Annotated in this window: 18 protein-coding genes; 5 read left to right on the forward strand and 13 right to left on the reverse strand. The window is 63.9% G+C overall.

Annotation, left to right across the window (positions count from 1 at the left end):
* Nucleotides 1-16: 16 nt before the first annotated feature.
* The 5 genes from sucD to AC4PTT_RS03405 form a co-directional block, all read right to left on the reverse strand.
* A complete protein-coding gene (gene sucD, locus AC4PTT_RS03385) occupies nt 17-919 on the reverse strand; it encodes a succinate--CoA ligase subunit alpha (RefSeq protein WP_113153281.1) in 903 nt (300 codons plus the stop codon).
* 6 nt (nt 920-925) lie between these two features.
* Nucleotides 926-2,122, reverse strand: a complete 1,197-nt coding sequence (gene sucC, locus AC4PTT_RS03390) for an ADP-forming succinate--CoA ligase subunit beta (RefSeq protein WP_206994929.1) — start codon at nt 2,120-2,122, stop codon at nt 926-928.
* 14 nt (nt 2,123-2,136) lie between these two features.
* Nucleotides 2,137-3,102, reverse strand: a complete 966-nt coding sequence (mdh, locus tag AC4PTT_RS03395; RefSeq protein WP_113153279.1) for a malate dehydrogenase — start codon at nt 3,100-3,102, stop codon at nt 2,137-2,139.
* A gap of 345 nt (nt 3,103-3,447) precedes the next feature.
* On the reverse strand, nt 3,448-4,653 hold the full coding sequence (gene zapE / locus AC4PTT_RS03400) for a cell division protein ZapE (protein WP_492162101.1): 1,206 nt from the start codon (nt 4,651-4,653) through the stop codon (nt 3,448-3,450).
* Nucleotides 4,654-4,704: 51 nt separating this feature from the next.
* The gene (locus tag AC4PTT_RS03405; protein ID WP_113153277.1) at nt 4,705-5,226 is read right to left on the reverse strand and encodes a protease inhibitor Inh/omp19 family protein; all 522 of its coding nucleotides are present in this window, start codon (nt 5,224-5,226) and stop codon (nt 4,705-4,707) included.
* Between the two features lie 317 nt (nt 5,227-5,543).
* On the opposite strand from AC4PTT_RS03405, the gene AC4PTT_RS03410 reads away from it, so the two are divergent.
* The 5 genes from AC4PTT_RS03410 (at nt 5,544) to AC4PTT_RS03430 (ending at nt 10,340) form a co-directional block, all read left to right on the forward strand.
* On the forward strand, nt 5,544-5,705 hold the full coding sequence (locus AC4PTT_RS03410; RefSeq protein ID WP_009450858.1) for a DUF1328 family protein: 162 nt from the start codon (nt 5,544-5,546) through the stop codon (nt 5,703-5,705).
* A gap of 101 nt (nt 5,706-5,806) precedes the next feature.
* Nucleotides 5,807-6,688, forward strand: a complete 882-nt coding sequence (dapF, locus tag AC4PTT_RS03415; RefSeq protein WP_475083230.1) for a diaminopimelate epimerase — start codon at nt 5,807-5,809, stop codon at nt 6,686-6,688.
* Complete coding sequence (mtaB, locus tag AC4PTT_RS03420; protein WP_492162102.1) at nt 6,689-7,972, forward strand: tRNA (N(6)-L-threonylcarbamoyladenosine(37)-C(2))-methylthiotransferase MtaB; 1,284 nt, start codon at nt 6,689-6,691, stop codon at nt 7,970-7,972.
* Between the two features lie 5 nt (nt 7,973-7,977).
* The gene (ftsY, locus tag AC4PTT_RS03425) at nt 7,978-9,690 is read left to right on the forward strand and encodes a signal recognition particle-docking protein FtsY (protein WP_492162103.1); all 1,713 of its coding nucleotides are present in this window, start codon (nt 7,978-7,980) and stop codon (nt 9,688-9,690) included.
* Nucleotides 9,691-9,692: 2 nt separating this feature from the next.
* Nucleotides 9,693-10,340, forward strand: coding sequence for a septation protein A (locus AC4PTT_RS03430; RefSeq protein WP_162742206.1), 648 nt, complete (start codon nt 9,693-9,695; stop codon nt 10,338-10,340).
* Nucleotides 10,341-10,443: 103 nt separating this feature from the next.
* On the opposite strand, the gene AC4PTT_RS03435 is transcribed toward AC4PTT_RS03430, so the two are convergent.
* The 8 genes from AC4PTT_RS03435 to tsaD form a co-directional block, all read right to left on the reverse strand.
* A complete protein-coding gene (locus tag AC4PTT_RS03435) occupies nt 10,444-12,132 on the reverse strand; it encodes a SulP family inorganic anion transporter (protein WP_492162104.1) in 1,689 nt (562 codons plus the stop codon).
* Nucleotides 12,133-12,202: 70 nt separating this feature from the next.
* Nucleotides 12,203-12,475 carry a helix-turn-helix domain-containing protein gene (locus AC4PTT_RS03440; RefSeq protein WP_113153272.1) on the reverse strand — a complete coding sequence of 91 codons (273 nt, stop codon included), beginning with the start codon at nt 12,473-12,475 and terminating at the stop codon, nt 12,203-12,205.
* A gap of 102 nt (nt 12,476-12,577) precedes the next feature.
* Nucleotides 12,578-12,985 carry a DUF1761 domain-containing protein gene (locus AC4PTT_RS03445; protein ID WP_206546117.1) on the reverse strand — a complete coding sequence of 136 codons (408 nt, stop codon included), beginning with the start codon at nt 12,983-12,985 and terminating at the stop codon, nt 12,578-12,580.
* A 57-nt stretch (nt 12,986-13,042) separates the two neighbouring features.
* Nucleotides 13,043-13,699, reverse strand: coding sequence for a class I SAM-dependent methyltransferase (locus AC4PTT_RS03450; RefSeq protein ID WP_206548400.1), 657 nt, complete (start codon nt 13,697-13,699; stop codon nt 13,043-13,045).
* 8 nt (nt 13,700-13,707) lie between these two features.
* Nucleotides 13,708-14,133 (reverse strand): EVE domain-containing protein, encoded by a 426-nt coding sequence (locus AC4PTT_RS03455; protein ID WP_475083561.1) that lies wholly within the window; start codon nt 14,131-14,133, stop codon nt 13,708-13,710.
* Nucleotides 14,133-14,429, reverse strand: a complete 297-nt coding sequence (locus tag AC4PTT_RS03460) for a YciI-like protein (protein ID WP_492162105.1) — start codon at nt 14,427-14,429, stop codon at nt 14,133-14,135. Before AC4PTT_RS03460 ends, AC4PTT_RS03455 begins: the two co-directional genes overlap by 1 nt.
* A 16-nt stretch (nt 14,430-14,445) precedes the next feature.
* Nucleotides 14,446-15,468: an NAD(P)H-dependent glycerol-3-phosphate dehydrogenase gene (locus AC4PTT_RS03465; RefSeq protein WP_492162106.1), complete on the reverse strand. Its 1,023-nt coding sequence runs from the start codon at nt 15,466-15,468 to the stop codon at nt 14,446-14,448.
* Nucleotides 15,465-16,550 (reverse strand): tRNA (adenosine(37)-N6)-threonylcarbamoyltransferase complex transferase subunit TsaD, encoded by a 1,086-nt coding sequence (tsaD, locus tag AC4PTT_RS03470; protein ID WP_492162107.1) that lies wholly within the window; start codon nt 16,548-16,550, stop codon nt 15,465-15,467. Before tsaD ends, AC4PTT_RS03465 begins: the two co-directional genes overlap by 4 nt.
* Between the last annotated feature and the right edge of the window lie 45 nt (nt 16,551-16,595).

Genomic DNA, 16,595 nt, shown 5'->3' on the forward strand with positions numbered 1-16,595 from the left:
CCGGGATTGATCGTCCTCAACCCTTGATCGCTTCGACGAGCGTCTGGCCAAGGCGCGCCGGGGAGGGCGATACCTTGATGCCAGCAGCTTCCATCGCTGCAATCTTGTCTTCTGCGCCACCCTTGCCGCCGGAAATCACGGCGCCTGCGTGGCCCATGGTGCGTCCGGGAGGAGCCGTACGGCCCGCGATGAAGCCGGCCATCGGCTTCTTGCGGCCCTTCTTGGCCTCGTCGCGCAGGAACTGGGCTGCTTCTTCTTCTGCCGAACCGCCGATCTCACCGATCATGATGATGGATTCGGTCGCGTCGTCGGCAAGGAACATCTCCAGCACGTCGATGAACTCGGTGCCCTTCACCGGGTCGCCGCCGATGCCAACGGCCGTCGTCTGGCCGAGGCCGGCATTGGTCGTCTGGAACACGGCCTCATAGGTGAGCGTGCCCGAGCGCGACACGACGCCAACGGAACCCTTCTGGAAGATGTTGCCCGGCATGATGCCGATCTTGCACTCGTTCGGCGTCAGGACGCCGGGGCAGTTCGGGCCGATCAGGCGCGAGTTGGACTTCTCGAGCTTCGCCTTCACATGGACCATGTCCATCACCGGAATGCCTTCCGTGATGCAGACGATGAGCGGGATTTCCGCCTCGATGGCCTCGATGATGGCCGCGCCTGCGCCTGCCGGCGGAACGTAGATCACGGACGCGTTTGCGCCGGTCTTGTCCTTGCCTTCGGCAACGGATGCGAAGATCGGGAGCTCTTCACCGCCCTGGCCGGTCCAGGTGGAGCCGCCCTTCTTGGGGTGAATGCCGCCGACCATCTGCGTGCCGTGATAGGCGAGCGCCTGTTCGGTGTGGAAGGTGCCGGTCTTGCCGGTCAGGCCCTGCACCAGGACCTTGGTGTCTTTGTTGACGAGAATGGACATCTTGGCTCAGCTTCCCTTAACGGCTGCAACGATCTTCTTGGCGGCGTCGTCGAGATCATCGGCGGCGATCACGTTGAGACCGCTTTCGTTGATGATCTTCTTGCCAAGATCGACATTGGTGCCTTCGAGGCGAACCACCAGCGGAACCTTCAGGCCCACTTCCTTGACGGCAGCGACAACGCCTTCAGCGATGACGTCGCAGCGCATGATACCGCCGAAGATGTTGACCAGAATGCCTTCCACTGCCGGATCGGCGGTGATGATCTTGAACGCTGCCGTCACCTTCTCCTTGGTGGCGCCGCCACCAACGTCGAGGAAGTTGGCAGGCTCGGCTCCGTAGAGCTTGATGATGTCCATCGTGGCCATCGCAAGACCGGCACCGTTGACCATGCAGCCGATATTGCCGTCCAGCGCCACATAGGCGAGGTCGTATTTGGAAGCCTCGATTTCCTTCGCGTCTTCCTCGGTCGTGTCGCGCAGGGCAACCACGTCCTCGTGACGGAACAGCGCGTTGCCGTCGAAGGAGACCTTGGCATCGAGAACGCGCAGACGGCCATTGTCCATGACGATCAGCGGGTTCACTTCCAGAAGGCTCATGTCCTTCTCGGTGAACGCCTTGTAGAGGATCGGGAACAGCGTCTCGCCGTCCTTCGCCGCATCGCCCTCGAGCTTCAGCGCCTCGTTGAGCTTCTTCACGTCATCAGCCGTCACGCCCGTCTCCGGGTCGATGGGGAGCGTGAGGATCTTCTCCGGCGTCTCTTCCGCTACGGCCTCGATGTCCATGCCGCCTTCCGTCGAAACGACGAAAGCCGGACGGCCGACCGTGCGGTCGATGAGGATCGAGAGGTAGAGCTCGCGGTCGATGTCCGCACCGTCCTCGATGTAGAGGCGGTTCACCTGCTTGCCGGCCGGGCCGGTCTGCTTGGTGACGAGCGTGTTGCCCAGCATCTCGTTGGTGTGAGCGACAACTTCCTCGACGCTCTTCGCAAGGCGCACGCCGCCCTTTGCGTCAGCGCCAAGTTCGGTGAACTTGCCCTTGCCGCGTCCACCGGCGTGGATCTGGCTCTTCACCACATAGAGCGGACCGGGAAGCTGCTTTGCAGCAGCCTCGGCTTCGCCCTTCTCGAACACCGGCACGCCATCGGCCACCGGTGCGCCATAGCTCTTCAGAAGCTGCTTGGCTTGATACTCGTGAATGTTCATGGCGCGGCCTACTCCTACTTTTTCAGGTTGGGCGCGATGTTGGCGCAGGCCTCGCAAAGACCGGCGACGGCCTCGACGGACTGGTCGAACATCTTCTGCTCGTTCTTGTTCAGGTCGATCTCGATGACGCGCTCGACGCCGCCGGCGCCGATCACCGTCGGAACACCGACATACATGTCCTTGACGCCATACTGGCCAGCAAGATGCGCTGCGCAGGGCAGGACGCGCTTCTTGTCCTTCAGGTAGCTCTCGGCCATGAGAATTGCCGAGGAAGCCGGAGCGTAATAGGCGGAGCCGGTCTTCAGCAGGCCGACGATCTCTGCGCCGCCGTCACGGGTGCGCTGTACGATCTGGTCGATCTTTTCGTTGGAGGTCCAGCCCATCTTCACCAGATCCGGGATCGGGATGCCGGCAACGGTGGAGTAGCGCGTCAGCGGAACCATCGAATCGCCGTGGCCGCCCAGCACGAAGGCCGTCACGTCTTCGACGGAGACCTTGAACTCTTCCGACAGGAAGTGGCGGAAACGGGCCGAGTCCAGCACGCCGGCCATGCCGACCACGTGGCTCTTCGGCAGGCCGGAGAACTTCTGCAGCGCCCAGACCATGGCGTCGAGCGGGTTGGTGATGCAGATCACGAAAGCGTTGGGGGCGTATTTCTTGATGCCCGCGCCAACCTGCTCCATGACCTTGAGGTTGATGCCCAGAAGGTCATCGCGGCTCATGCCCGGCTTGCGGGCGACGCCGGCGGTGACGATGCAGACATCCGCGCCTTCAATGGCGGAATAGTCGTTGGCGCCAACCATCTTTGCGTCAAAGCCTTCGACCGGAGCCGACTCGGCGATGTCCAGTCCCTTGCCCTGGGGAATGCCCTCGGCAATGTCGAACAGGACAACGTCGCCCAGTTCTTTCAAGCCCGCCAGATGTGCGAGCGTTCCACCGATCATGCCGGAGCCGATTAGAGCGATCTTGTCGCGTGCCATGTGGATAGAATTCCCCCTTGTGTCGAAAGGATAGGTGGTGAGATTTGTCTAAAGAGAAAATGCGCGCGTCGCGTTTTGCCTGTGCCGTGTCACACCGATGCATTCGGGCCTACGTCCCGCCACGGACCTTTGTTCAAAGGCGCGGCAAATTCGTGGCGTGGCCCGCTCTGTAAGCCTCTCTGGAATAAGCATACTGGCAGGAAAATTCAACCGGTTCTTACACGGCCAGAAATTTCAATCGTTTAGACAGTTTGGGAATTACGTAAACGTAAAAATTTTGCCCGATTAATGTGCATATCTGCAGACTCTCCGATCTTCTGGCTGCTTTTTCGCGCTGACCGGTCGTCAGTCTTTCTTTCCGGCCTGATCGTCGCCCGTCTCAGTCCGGTCCCGGCTTTTTGCGGTGGTCCGCGCAAGCCAGTCCCGGCTCTGCATTTCGATCAGGCGCGAGGCCGTGCGGTCGAACTCGAAGGCTTCCGTGCCGTTGCTTGCCGTATATAGCGCCTCCGGCGCGGCTTCGGCAGAGACAAAGAGCCGCGCTTCGGCGTCATAGAGCGTGTCGATCAGCAGGATGAAGCGCTTCGCCTCGTTGCGGCGCTTCATGTCCATGGTCGGCACATTGTCGATGAAGACCGTGTCGAACGCCCCGGCAATGGCCAGATAGTCGCGCGCGCCCAGCGGCTTTTCGCAGAGATCGGCAAAGGCAAAGCGCGCCGCCGATCCGGAAGCCTGCGGCACCGCCACCGAGCGTCCCTTCACCGTCAGCGTCGCCGGCTCGACGGGCTGCCCGTCCACCACCGTGTTCCAGGCTTCATCCATCTGCTCCCGGGCCGCCGCGTCGTCGGGCGTCATGTAGACGGGAATGCGGTTCAGCTTCTGCATCCGGTAATCGGTATCGATGTCGAGTTCCAGGACGCGGGTGTGATCCTTGAGAATGCCGATGAAGGGCAGGAAAAGGCCACGGTTGAGCCCGTCGCGATAGAGGTTGTCAGGTGCGACATTGGAAGTCGCGACCAGCACCACGCCGCGTTCGAACAGCGCCGAGAAAAGCCGCGACAGGATCATCGCGTCGGCAATGTCGGTCACCGTGAATTCGTCGAAGCACAGCACCCATGCCTCTTTCGCAAGGGCGGCTGCAACGGGCGGGATGGGATCCGTTTCCTGCGTCTCGCCGGCCTTCAGCGCCTCGCGGTGCCGGCCGATGCGGTCATGCACGTCGGCCATGAAATCGTTGAAATGCGCGCGTCGCTTGTGTTCCACGGGCACGAGTTCATGGAAAAGGTCCATGAGCATGGTCTTGCCGCGCCCGACGCCGCCATAGACATAGAGCCCGCGCACGGGCTCCTGCACCTTGCGGCGTTTGGCGAACAGCCAGCCAAGCGCGCTCGATTTGCGCGCCAGTCTTTTGTCGCTGATTTCGCTGATCAGCTGGTCGAGCGCGGCCGCGATCTTTTCCTGCGCGGGGTCGCGCGCAATCGCACCGGTCTCGACCAGATGGTCGTAGCGCTTTGTGACGGAGGGATGGGTCACGAGACCGTCACGCAATGTCATGTCAGACTTTCAAGCTTGGCCTTTCGGCCGAAATGTGTTGGCGGTCTTGCTTTAGCGCGACAGCGAAATCGGCTGACCGTTGCTGGTCTGACCGTCGAAACGGCCTGCGCCCGACGAATAGAGCGTTGCCAGCACGCTGCCATTGGCGTCGTAGAAAGCGAGCTGCTTGCCCTCGACATTCCACGATTTCACACCGTCCATCGGTGCGGGGCAGCGCAGCGGGCCGGCGCGGTAGCCGGCGCCGAACTTGGTCTGCGGCGTGGCCACGCGGCAGGACTGGCCGGCCACATTCACGCTCCACACGCCGGCAACGCTGCCGGTGGAAACTTCCGCGGCCGTGTTCGGGTCGATCGCGGCCATCTGCGTCTGCTGCGGCGCTTCGGGGAACTGCGACGGATCCGTCTGCGTGGCGGAGGGCGGCGGCAGCTGGTTCGACGTCACGACGCCGGACGGCGCGGACGGCAGCGGCTGCGGCGCGGGGCTGTTCATGGATGAGAAGCGGTCGCTCTGACAGCCGGCAAGCGCCAGCGCCATCAGCGATACTGCCAGAATTGCGGTTTTGTTATGCGGCATTCCGTTTCTCCGTTTGCGCGACCAATGCACGAGCATCCACACCGGTTCCATCTAAATGCCCGATCGTGGCAAAGTTTGGCGATTATAACAGCCCACCCATGGTTAAGAACCGGTTTCGAGCATGTCTGTTTGTAACTGTTTCTTATTGGCAACAGTATCCGCGGGCCTCTTTCAACCCCCTGGGAACCAGCCCGGCCTTCCCGCGTTGATGCAGCTCAACAGGCGCTGGAGCGTTTTGCATGCCGGTCACCATGCCAGAAGGCCGGGTGTCGCATGAAGAAAAGCGGCCGCCCGGCGCTGCAAAAGGAGGGCCGAAAATGCTGAAATGGATTCTCATTCTCTTGATCGTTGCCGCCGTCGCGGGTCTGCTGGGCATGAACAGCCTGGCGGGCGCGGCCATGACCGGCGCAAAACTCTTGATCGCCGTGGTGCTGATCCTCTTCCTTCTCGCCGTGTTGGGCATTGTCGTCATAGCCTGACGCCGCGTGCGATTGATGGGTCGAATGATGGGCCGTTCGTCTGGTAATTTTGCCTGTCATCAGCCATATAGGCGCCTGAGACACAGGGTTTTGGAGCCACTATGGCGCTTGAGGCAGCATTCGCGAAGATGAACGGCCTCGGCAACGCAATCATCGTTGCCGACATGCGCGGGCGCGCGGACCGGGTTTCGCCCGAGGCCGCCCGCGCCCTCAACGCCGATCCCGCGACCCGGTTCGACCAGATCATGGCCATCCATGATCCGCGCGTCGCCGGCACGCACAATTACATCGAAATTCTCAATTCCGACGGCAGCCAGGCGCAGGCCTGCGGCAATGGCACACGCTGTGTCGTGCAGGCGCTCGCCGCCGAAACGGGACAGAAGGCCTTCACCTTCCAGACCGTTGCCGGCATCCTCAACGCCGAGGAACATGAGGACGGCCTGATCTCGGTCGACATGGGCAAGCCGCGCTTCGGCTGGCAGGACATTCCGCTCGCCGAAGAGTTTCGCGACACGCGCATGATCGAGCTGCAGGTCGGCCCCATCGATGCGCCGGTGCTGCATTCGCCCTCCGTCGCCTCCATGGGTAACCCCCATGCGATCTTCTGGGTCGAGGGCGACGTCAATGATTACGACCTGCCGCGCTTCGGCCCGCTTCTTGAAAATCACCCGATCTTCCCGGAGCGCGCCAACATCTCCATCGCTCAGGTCACCGCCGACGACGCGCTGACGCTGCGCACCTGGGAGCGGGGCGCAGGGCTCACGCGCGCCTGCGGCTCGGCCGCCTGCGCTGCCGCCGTGTCCGCCGCGCGCACCGGACGCACCGGTCGCCATGTCACCGTCACCGTGCCGGGCGGGCCGCTCGATATTCTGTGGCGCGAAGACGATCACGTCATCATGACCGGCCCCGCCGAATGGGAATTCTCCGGCCGTTTCGACCCCGCCACCGGGGCCTGGGAGCGCGAGACCGAGGGAGCAGCCTGAATGGCGGTGGATGTTCTGACATTCGGGTGCCGGCTGAACGCCTACGAGTCCGAGGTCATCAAGCGCGAGGCGAAAGACGCCGGGCTTGAGGAGCTGGCGGGCGGCGCGGTCGTCATCAACACCTGCGCCGTAACCGGCGAGGCGGTGCGTCAGGCCCGCCAGGCGATCCGCAAGGCGCGGCGTGAAAACCCCGATGCCCGCATCATCGTCACCGGCTGCGCCGCACAGACGGAGCCGGGCACTTTCGACGCCATGGATGAGGTCGATCTCGTTCTCGGCAACGAGGAAAAACTCAAGGCCCACAATTACCGCGCCCTGCCGGATTTCGGCGTGAACCAGTTCGAGAAGGTTCGCGTCAACGACATCATGGAAGTGCGCGAGACCGCCTCGCACATGGTCGAATCCATCGAGGGCCGCGCCCGCGCCTTCGTTCAGGTGCAGAATGGCTGCGATCACCGCTGCACCTTCTGCATCATTCCCTATGGCCGGGGCAATTCCCGCTCGGTGCCCATGGGTGCGGTGGTCGATCAGGTGCGCCAGCTTGTCGGCAATGGCTATGGCGAAGTGGTGCTCACCGGCGTGGACCTGACCAGTTTCGGGGCCGATCTGCCGGGCAGCCCGCGCCTCGGGCGGCTTGTCTCCACGCTTCTGCGTGAAGTGCCGGAGCTTGAGCGTCTGCGTCTTTCCTCCATCGATTCCATCGAGGCGGATGACGAGTTGCTGCGCGCCCTGGCGGAAGAGGAGCGGCTGATGCCGCATCTCCACCTTTCGCTTCAGCATGGCGACGACATGATCCTGAAGCGCATGAAGCGCCGCCACCTGCGCGCCGACGCGATCGCGTTTTGCGAGCGTGTGCGCACGCTCCGGCCCGACTCCGTGTTCGGCGCGGACATCATCGCCGGTTTCCCGACCGAGACCGATGCCATGTTTGAGAATTCGCTGAAGATCGTCGAGGAATGCGGGCTCACGCATCTCCACGTGTTCCCCTTCAGCCCGCGCGAGGGCACGCCGGCAGCGCGCATGCCGCAGCTCGACCGCGCGCTGGTGAAGGAGCGCGCCGCGCGTCTGCGCGCCGTGGGCGACGCCGCCTATGCGCGGCATCTCGCATCGCTTGACGGCACCCGTCAGCGCATTTTGATCGAGCGGCCAGGGCTTGGCCGCACAGAGGGTTTCACGCTGGCCGCGCTTGAAGGTGGTCAGCCGGGGCAGATTGTCGAGGCGCGGATCACCGGCCACGACGGGGAGCGGCTCACTGCGGTCGCTGTCACACAGGAAGCGGCGTAGCAGGCATGGCATTCGGATTTATCAAGAAGGTCTTCTCGTTCGGCAAGAAAGAGGCCGGGGAGACACCACCCGAAGAGGTCACCGAGACCGAAACGCCGGACGCCGCCGCTGCTGCGCAACCGGCTGACGCCGCACCGGCTTCCGAACCGTCCGAACCCTTGACGGAAGCGCCGGCTGCTCCTGAAGTCGTTCCAGAGCCAGAGCCAGAGCCAGAGCCAGAGCCAGAGCCAGAGCCAGAGCCAGAGCCAGAGCCAGAGCCAGAGCCAGAGCCAGAGCCAGAGCCAGAGCCAGAGCCAGAGCCAGAGCCAGAGCCAGAGCCAGACGTCGAAGAACCGGACGCAGCGCCTGCGACCCCTTCTCCCCTCCTGAGCCCGTCGAAGGGACGGGGAGAAGGTGAGGATGAGGGGCCGCGCGACGCTGACGACATCACGCCTGCCGCTGAAACCGCGCCGACACCCTCGACCGACGACGCCCGCCCCTCATCCGGTCCTTCGGACCACCTTCTCCCCGTCCCTTCGACGGGCTCAGGAGGGGAGAAGGAAGCGGAGCCCGTCATTGAGGTTGCGGAAGAGACCGTTGCCGACGAAGCCCCGGAACCGAACGCCGAAGAACCGGACGCGACGCCCGCGACTCCTTCTCCCCGCAAGCGGGGAGAAGGTGAGGATGAGGGGCAGCGCGACGTTGACGACATCACGCCGTCACCTGATGCCGCGCAAGCCGCCGCCGCCGGCAAGGTCGCCGTCTCCAAAGCCGTCGAGCGCGTGGAAGAGAAGGCTCCCGAACAGGAAACGTCGCAGCCGCGCAAGCCATGGTTTCAGCGTCTGCGCGAGGGGCTGTCGCGCTCGTCGCGCGAGCTGCGCGATTCCATTGCCGGCGTCTTCACCAAGCGCAAGCTGGACGAAGACACGCTTCAGGATCTCGAAGACGTTCTGCTGCGCGCCGATCTCGGCCTTGAGACCGCCATGCGCGTGACCGATGCGCTGGCGTCGGGCCGCTACGGCAAGGATGTGTCGGGCGAGGAAGTGCAGGCCGTCATGGCCGAGGAAATCGAGAAGGTCCTGGCGCCGGTCGCCATGCCGCTCGAACTCGACCTCTCGCACAAACCGCATGTCATTCTCGTGGTTGGCGTCAACGGCACCGGCAAGACGACCACCATCGGCAAGCTGGCCGCAAAGCTCACCGAGGGCGGGCTCAAGGTCACGCTGGGCGCTGGCGACACGTTCCGCGCCGCCGCCATCGAGCAGCTCAAGATCTGGGGCGAACGCACCGGCTCGCCGGTCGTTTCCTCAAAACTCGGCGCGGATGCGGCGGGGCTTGCCTTCGATGCCTATGAAAAGGCGAAGGAAGCCGGCTCCGACGTGCTGATCATCGACACCGCCGGCCGTCTTCAGAACAAGGCGGAGCTGATGGCGGAGCTTGAGAAGATCGTGCGCGTGCTCGGCAAGCATGATCCCGATGCGCCGCACACCGTCCTCCAGACGGTCGACGCGACCACCGGGCAGAACGCCCTTAATCAGGTCGAAATCTTCCGCAATGTTGCGGGCGTGAACGGTCTGGTCATGACCAAGCTCGACGGCACGGCGCGCGGCGGTATCCTTGTTTCCATCGCCGCCAAGCACAAGCTGCCGGTCTATTTCATCGGCGTCGGCGAGCAGGTCGACGATCTCGAACCCTTCTCGGCGAGTGATTTCGCCAAGGCGATTGCAGGAGTTGCATAAGCGTGAGCGAGAAACACATCTTTGAACGCGACCCCGCCGATCCCAAGCGCAAGGAGATCAACCCGATCCTCAAGCTGGCGCTGGAACTGGGGCCGCTCATGGTGTTCTTCTTCGCCAATTCGCGCGGCGAGTGGCTGGTCGGGCGCTTTCCCGCGCTGGCGGAGCTCGGTGGCCCGTTGTTCGTTGCAACCGCGCTCTTCATGGCCGCCACGGCCATTGCGCTCGCCGTTTCGTGGGTCCTCACGCGCACCCTTCCCATCATGCCGCTCGTTTCAGGCGTTGTGGTGTTCGTGTTCGGCGCGCTGACGCTCTACCTGCACAGCGAAATCTTCATCAAGATGAAGCCGACCATCGTCAACACGCTGTTCGGCGTGGTGCTTCTGGGCGGTCTCGCCTTCGGCAAGTCGCTGCTCGGCTATGTGTTCGATTCCGCTTTCAAGCTGGATGCGGAAGGCTGGCGCAAACTCACCCTGCGCTGGGGCCTGTTCTTCATTTTCCTGGCGGTGGTCAACGAAGTGGTGTGGCGGATGTTCTCCACCGACACCTGGGTCGCCTTCAAGGTGTGGGGCATCATGCCGATCACCATTCTCTTCACGATGAGCCAGATGCCGCTCATCATGAAGCACTCGCTGGAAGAGCCCACCAAGTAAGCACGATGCGCAGATTCAACAGGTTAGAGCGTCCTTTGTGCGTCCGAATGGACGCACGGCGCTCTAGCCGCATCGGCCCGAAAATCGGGGAAAGCACGGCGCTCTAGCCGGCGGCATCCCGCCTTGCGGCGCTGATGGCGTCGTCCAGCCGGCTGTAGAACCGGAGTGCGGGTGGCCGCATCCCGTGGGTGCGCAGCAGTTTGCGCACCGGCTGGCTCGCCCCCGCGAGATAGACATTGGTTCCCTGCTGGCGCGCCTTGCGCACGAAACCTTCAATGGTCGCGGCCGCCGTGGAATCGAGAAAGCTCACCGAACCGATATCGATGACATAGGCTTTCGGCTGGCCGCCAATCCGGTCGAGCGCCGCCCCCACCGCAGCCGCCGCGCCGAAGAAGAACGCGCCGGCAATGCGGTAGACGACCACATCGTCATCCGTCGCGTTCGCCGCCGAATAGGGGCCTTCGCCGCTGTCTGGCTGGTCGCTCAGCGATGAAACGCCGTGCTCCACGCGCACCGCTTCCGACATGCGGTGCAGAAAGAGCAGCGCGCCGAGGCCGAAGCCCACCAGAATGCCCTCCGTCAGGTCACGGAACACCACCAGCAGGAACGTCACCAGAAGCACCACCGCGTCGCCCCACGATGAGCGCAGCAGTGCTGCAAACTGGTGCTTCTCCGCCATGTTCCACGCCACCACGGTCAGAATGGCGGCAAGGGCTGAAAGCGGGATGAAGCGCGCCAGCGGCGCGGCCACCAGCATGAACGCCAGAAGAAACAGCGAATGCAGCATGCCCGAAACAGGCCCGCGTGCGCCGGCCCGCACATTGGCGGCCGTGCGCGCAATGGTGCCCGTCACACAGAAGCCGCCAAACAGCGCCGAACCGATATTGGCCGCGCCCTGCGCCACCAGTTCGCTGTTGGAGCGGTGCCGGCGGCCGGTCATGGAATCGGCCACCACCGCCGAAAGCAGGCTTTCAATACCGCCCAGAAGCGCAAACGAGAAAGCGGCGGGCAGAACCGCCATGATCTTTTCGGTGCTCAGGTCCGGCAGATGCGGGGCGGGCAGCATTTGCGGAATGCCGCCGAACCGTGAGCCGATGGTTTCCACCGGCAGACCCAGCGCCCAGGCGACCAGCGTGGCCGCCACCACGGCGATCAGAAAGCCCGGCCAGTGCGGCCGCCAGCGGCGCAGCCCGACGATCACGGCCACCGAGCCAAGCGCCAGCAAAAGTGCTGCGGCGTTCACCGTCGGCGCGGCTTCCGCCAGCGCCTGCAATTTGGGGATGAAGGGCCCGGGCTCCGCGCCCGACAGCGTCAGGCCGAAGAAATCCTTGAGCTGGCTCGTCAGGATGATGACGGCGATGCCGGAGGTGAAGCCCACCGTGACCGGGTAGGGCACATATTTGATGAAGGTTCCCAGCCGCAGAAAGCCGATGGCAAGCAGGATGAAACCGGAGAGGAAGGTGGCGAGGATCAGCCCGTCTATGCCGTGCGCCTGCACCGTTGCGAAAACGAGCACGATGAACGCGCCCGCCGGTCCGCCGATCTGAAACCGGCTGCCGCCAAGCGCTGAGACCAGAAAGCCGCCGACAATGGCCGTATAGAGTCCGCGCTCCGGCGGCACGCCCGAAGCGATGGCGATGGCCATCGACAGCGGCAGCGCGATGATCGCAACCGTCAGGCCGGCAACAATGTCGGCCTTGAGCGCGGCAGGGCCATAGCCCTCGCGCAGCACGGTCAGCAGTTTGGGCGTGAAAAGAGCAGTGAAACCGGGGCGCTTGGCGCTCGCCTGCATGGGAAAGCCTCATACCATCGGCAGCGGAAGGCCGTCGGCGTCTTGCAGGCGGTCGCCGTTGCATTTCGTCTCAGACGGATTTCACCTTTGCCGGGGTCGGCTCCCTGAAGCGCACGCCGCGTCCGGTGCCGAGGCTGGGCGCATGGTCACCGATCAGCTCGATGCCGGCGGCGCCCAGCGCCTCGACCACCTTGGACAGCGTGTCGACCACGCCGCGCACATTGCCTTCGCTGGCCTCCATTCTTTGAATGGTGGGCAGGGAAACGCCCGCTAACTCGGCCAGCTGTTTCTGGTCGATGCCCAGAAGGGCGCGGGCGGCGCGCATTTGTGCGGCGGTAATCATTGGCGCTCCGTCTTAGAATGCATATAATATCTTCTACTATTGATGTCTAGTACATCACTTTTGATGTTCTGACATCAATTAATGATGTTTGGAGCCCTGGCCCTAGGCACCCGATAACCCGATAATGCCGCCCATGATCAGCGCAACGCCCAGCCAGTGGCCGGCGTCGATCACGCTCAGCGTCCATCCGAAGCCCTGATAGCGCTGGTTGACGACCACGGTCGTCGCCATGAAGCCGAGCCACAGGAATGCGCCCGAGATAATGCCGTTCCAGAATGTTACCTGGCCCAGGCCCAGATGGCCGATCACCCCGGCCAGCACCCACGCCATGATCAGCTCCGCCACAAACGCGGCAATGACGAGTGGGGGCGTCATCTTTGCCTCTTCGGGCTTGATGCGTGCGGCCTTCATCCATGCCGTTCCCAGCGCGCGATAATAGAGCGCTCCGAACAGGCAGGCGGCCACCGCCGCCACAAAAATGGCAAGAAAATTGAGCCCCGCAAAATCCATCGTGTCCTCCTCCTCCGATGTCTTGAGCCGGGATTGAACCCATGCCCCCCGGAGTGGTCAAGTGAATTGCCAGACTGTGGTGCGTTTCACTTCGGCATCTTCCAGCGCGCGCGTCACCGGCACGGTGTAGACGGCGAGTTCGGAAAGGCGCTCGCGCGGCAGGTAGCTGCGGCCGGGATCACCGACAATCACGGTGGAGCCGGCCCGTGAAAGCCGTTCGAACCATGGCGTCAGCGTCTCGGTCATGGCCCTGTCGTAGAAAACGTCGCCCGCCAGCACCACGTCCCATCCGTCCGTCAGTCCGACGAGATCGTCCTGCGTGGTTTCGAACAATACGTGGTTTTCCGCCATGTTCAGCGCGCAGGCCGGTGCACTGAACGGATCGATATCCGCCGCCATCACGCGTTTCGCGCCCGCCATTGCAGCGGCGATGGCGACCAGTCCCGAGCCGGTGGCGAAGTCCAGCACGGTGCGGTCGCGCACGGTTTCAGGATGGTCGAGCACATACCGCGCAAGCCCCTGTCCGCCCGCCCAGGCAAAGGCCCAGAAGGGCGGCGGCAGACCGATTTCGGCAAGCTCCTCTTCGGTGCGTTGCCAGAGGTCGTGCGCCTCGTCGGCCAGATGAAGGGCGATCTCGGGCACATGCGGCGGCCGTGTCAGCGCCGTGTTGGCGCGGATGAACGCCGCCGCATTGTCCGCAGTGATTCGCCTCATGCGCGTTCTCAGGGGATTTTCTTGAGGCCACCCATGCGGCAGATCTCGGCCCATTCGTCCGGCCGCACCGGCTGCACGGAAAGCCTGGAATTGTTGACCAGAACCATTTCCGAAAGCATCGGATTGGCCTTGATCTCCGCCAGTGTCACCGGGCGGGGCATCTCTTCCACCGCGCGAATGTCCACGCATTCCCAGCGCGGGTCATCGGTCGTCGTGTCGGGATGCGCCAGTGCACACACTTCCACGATGCCCACCACGGAGGTTTCCTTGACCGAGTGGTAGAAGAAGCCGCGGTCGCCGAGCTTCATCTCGCGCATGTTGTTGCGTGCCTGATAGTTGCGCACGCCGTCCCACTGCTCGCCCGCGTCGCCTTTTTTCTTCTGCATCTCCCACGACCAGGTGGAAGGCTCGGACTTGAACAGCCAATAGGCCATCATGCGTTCTCCGGATTGTTGAAGACCCAGTTCCAGGCCCGTATTTCAACGGATTCGAACAGGCCCGCAAGGGCGTAAGGATCGGCTGCGGCGATCAGCTCCGCCGCCGCTTCGTCTTCGGCTTCCACGGCCACAAGGCTGCCGCAGGGCTTGCCCTCGGCGTCGAGGAAGGGGCCGGCAAACTTCAGCGCGCCGTTTTCATTGAGCCCGTTCAGATACGCCACATGGTCGGGGCGTGTGCCCAGTCTCGTGTCCAGATGGCCGGGCTTGTCCCTGCAGATAATGGCGAAGATCATGGTGTTTCCCTCCGTGTCATGTTTCGCTTTTGAGCGGGCGTGAAAGCAGGGCTTCCATGGCGGCCTGCACGGTCAGCCTGCCTTTGAGAAGCTCTGTCACGCTTTCGATAATGGGTGCCTCGAGGCCGCGTTCGCGCACGATGCGCGCGGCAATCCCCGCCGTATGCGCGCCTTCCGCCAGCGGTCGGCCCTCAAGGCTTTCCCCGCGTCCGAGCGCTGCCCCAAAGGCAAAATTGCGCGATTGTTCCGAGCCGCAGGTCAGGATCAGGTCGCCGAGGCCCGAAAGCCCCATCAGCGTGTCGGGCCGCGCCCCAAAAGCCTCGCCGATCCGCCGCAGCTCCACGAATCCACGAGTGATCAGCGCCGCCGATGCGCTCGCGCCAAGGCCAGCGCCATGGGTCGCGCCGGCGGCGATGGCCAGAACGTTCTTCAACGCGCCGCCAATCTCCACGCCGGTCAGGTCGTCGGTCGAATAGCAGCGAAGACGCGGCGCGGAGAGCCGTTCGGCGAGCGTCACCGCCAGATCGGCATTCTGTGCTGCAACCGTCACGGCGGTCGGCAGGCCGCTTGCCAGATCGCTGGCAAAGCTCGGGCCGGAGAGGGCGGCCATCGGGTTCTCCGGCAGCGCCTCGGCGGCGATTTCGGACATCAGCCTGCCCGTCTCGCGCTCAATGCCCTTGGCGCAGAGCACAATAGGGACACCCTTTGCCACATGCGGGGCGGCGTCGGCGAGAACCGTGCGCAGCGTCTGCGCCGGCGTCACCGCCAGCACGCAGTCAGCGCCCTCAAGCGCGCTCTGCATGTCGCTTGTCGCCTTAAGCCGGGCATCGAGCGTGATCCCCGGCAGATACCTTCTGTTGACGTGATCGTCATTGATCGAGCGCGCCAGCGCTTCGTCACGGGCCCAGAGCCGGGCGTGATGGCCGCCGGTCAGCATGGTCGCGCCGAGCGCCGTTCCCCATGCGCCCGCGCCCAGAACGGCGATGGTCCATTTCTGGGCCGATGACTTGGATGACGTCTGGGACGATGTCTCGCTCATGCCTTGGCTCCCCGTTTTCCGGTGCCGAAAAGTGCTGTCGCTGCCTGATCCAGCGGCCAGCGCGGGCGTGGCGCGAAGCCGAGCGCATCGTCCTCGCCAAGCTCTGCTTTGAGCCGCTCCAGACCCGCCCAGGCGATCATCGCTGCATTGTCGCCGCACAGCCGGATCGGCGGTGCGATGAGGCGGAAGCCGGTTTTGTCACACAGCGTGTCAAGCGCGGTGCGGATTGCCTGATTGGCCGCCACGCCGCCCGCCACCACAAGCGCCGGCGTTTCGATGTCGGGATGGGTTTCACGGAAGCGTTCCAGACTTCGCTTCACCCGGTCGCTCAGCGTTTCCGTCACCGCCTGCTGGAAGGAAGCGCAGATATCGGCAATGTCGTCTTCGCCGAGCGGCGCCAGCGCAGAGGCCTCGCGCCGCACGGCCGTCTTGAGGCCGGAGAACGAAAAGTCGGGCCGCGCCTCGCCCTTCAGTGGACGCGGAAAGGCAAAGCGCTTCGGGTTGCCGCCTGCTGCCGCCTTTTCCACGCTGGGGCCGCCGGGATAGGGCAGGCCAAGCAGCTTCGCCGTCTTGTCGAACGCCTCGCCCAGCGCATCGTCGATGGTGGATGCCCAGCGCTGATAGCGCCCCACGCCCTCCACATGAACGATCTGCGTGTGCCCGCCTGAAACGAGCAGAAGCAGATAGGGAAATTCGATCCCGTCCGTCAGCCGTGCCGTCAGCGCATGGCCTTCCAGGTGATTGACGGGAACAAGGCGCTTGCCGCTCGCCGCCGCAATCGCCTTGGCGGTGGTCAGGCCCACGATCAGCCCGCCGATCAGACCCGGCCCCGCCGTTGCCGCGATGGCGTCGATCTCGGTGAGCGACACGCCTGCTTCATCAAGCGCCGCCTTGATCACCCCGTCCAGCGCTTCCACATGGGCGCGCGCGGCGATCTCCGGCACCACGCCGCCAAAGGCTGCATGGTCGGCAATCTGGCTAAAAACCACATTGGAAAGTATCTCGGTCTTGCCGCCACGATCATCGATCACGGCGGCTGCCGTCTCGTCGCAACTCGTCTCGATGCCAAGGATGCGCGTCATTCAGCCTTACCTGCTCATGTTGCCGTCGCCGCCAATCCCCGTTAG

This window comes from Nitratireductor sp. WH36-1, assembly GCF_058725515.1.

Excerpts from the sequence above, each read along its gene's own strand:
- sucC (WP_206994929.1), bottom strand. The coding sequence starts at position 2,122 with ATGAACATTCACGAGTATCAAGCCAAGCAGCTTCTGAAGAGCTATGGC.
- AC4PTT_RS03450 (WP_206548400.1), bottom strand. The coding sequence starts at position 13,699 with ATGAGGCGAATCACTGCGGACAATGCGGCGGCGTTCATCCGCGCCAAC.
- dapF (WP_475083230.1), top strand. The coding sequence starts at position 5,807 with ATGGCGCTTGAGGCAGCATTCGCGAAGATGAACGGCCTCGGCAACGCA.
- tsaD (WP_492162107.1), bottom strand. The coding sequence starts at position 16,550 with ATGACGCGCATCCTTGGCATCGAGACGAGTTGCGACGAGACGGCAGCC.
- AC4PTT_RS03455 (WP_475083561.1), bottom strand. The coding sequence starts at position 14,133 with ATGGCCTATTGGCTGTTCAAGTCCGAGCCTTCCACCTGGTCGTGGGAG.
- zapE (WP_492162101.1), bottom strand. The coding sequence starts at position 4,653 with ATGACATTGCGTGACGGTCTCGTGACCCATCCCTCCGTCACAAAGCGC.
- AC4PTT_RS03435 (WP_492162104.1), bottom strand. The coding sequence starts at position 12,132 with ATGCAGGCGAGCGCCAAGCGCCCCGGTTTCACTGCTCTTTTCACGCCC.
- AC4PTT_RS03405 (WP_113153277.1), bottom strand. The coding sequence starts at position 5,226 with ATGCCGCATAACAAAACCGCAATTCTGGCAGTATCGCTGATGGCGCTG.
- AC4PTT_RS03465 (WP_492162106.1), bottom strand. The coding sequence starts at position 15,468 with ATGAGCGAGACATCGTCCCAGACGTCATCCAAGTCATCGGCCCAGAAA.
- AC4PTT_RS03410 (WP_009450858.1), top strand. The coding sequence starts at position 5,544 with ATGCTGAAATGGATTCTCATTCTCTTGATCGTTGCCGCCGTCGCGGGT.
- AC4PTT_RS03445 (WP_206546117.1), bottom strand. The coding sequence starts at position 12,985 with ATGGATTTTGCGGGGCTCAATTTTCTTGCCATTTTTGTGGCGGCGGTG.
- AC4PTT_RS03460 (WP_492162105.1), bottom strand. The coding sequence starts at position 14,429 with ATGATCTTCGCCATTATCTGCAGGGACAAGCCCGGCCATCTGGACACG.
- sucD (WP_113153281.1), bottom strand. The coding sequence starts at position 919 with ATGTCCATTCTCGTCAACAAAGACACCAAGGTCCTGGTGCAGGGCCTG.
- mdh (WP_113153279.1), bottom strand. The coding sequence starts at position 3,102 with ATGGCACGCGACAAGATCGCTCTAATCGGCTCCGGCATGATCGGTGGA.
- ftsY (WP_492162103.1), top strand. The coding sequence starts at position 7,978 with ATGGCATTCGGATTTATCAAGAAGGTCTTCTCGTTCGGCAAGAAAGAG.
- AC4PTT_RS03440 (WP_113153272.1), bottom strand. The coding sequence starts at position 12,475 with ATGATTACCGCCGCACAAATGCGCGCCGCCCGCGCCCTTCTGGGCATC.
- mtaB (WP_492162102.1), top strand. The coding sequence starts at position 6,689 with ATGGCGGTGGATGTTCTGACATTCGGGTGCCGGCTGAACGCCTACGAG.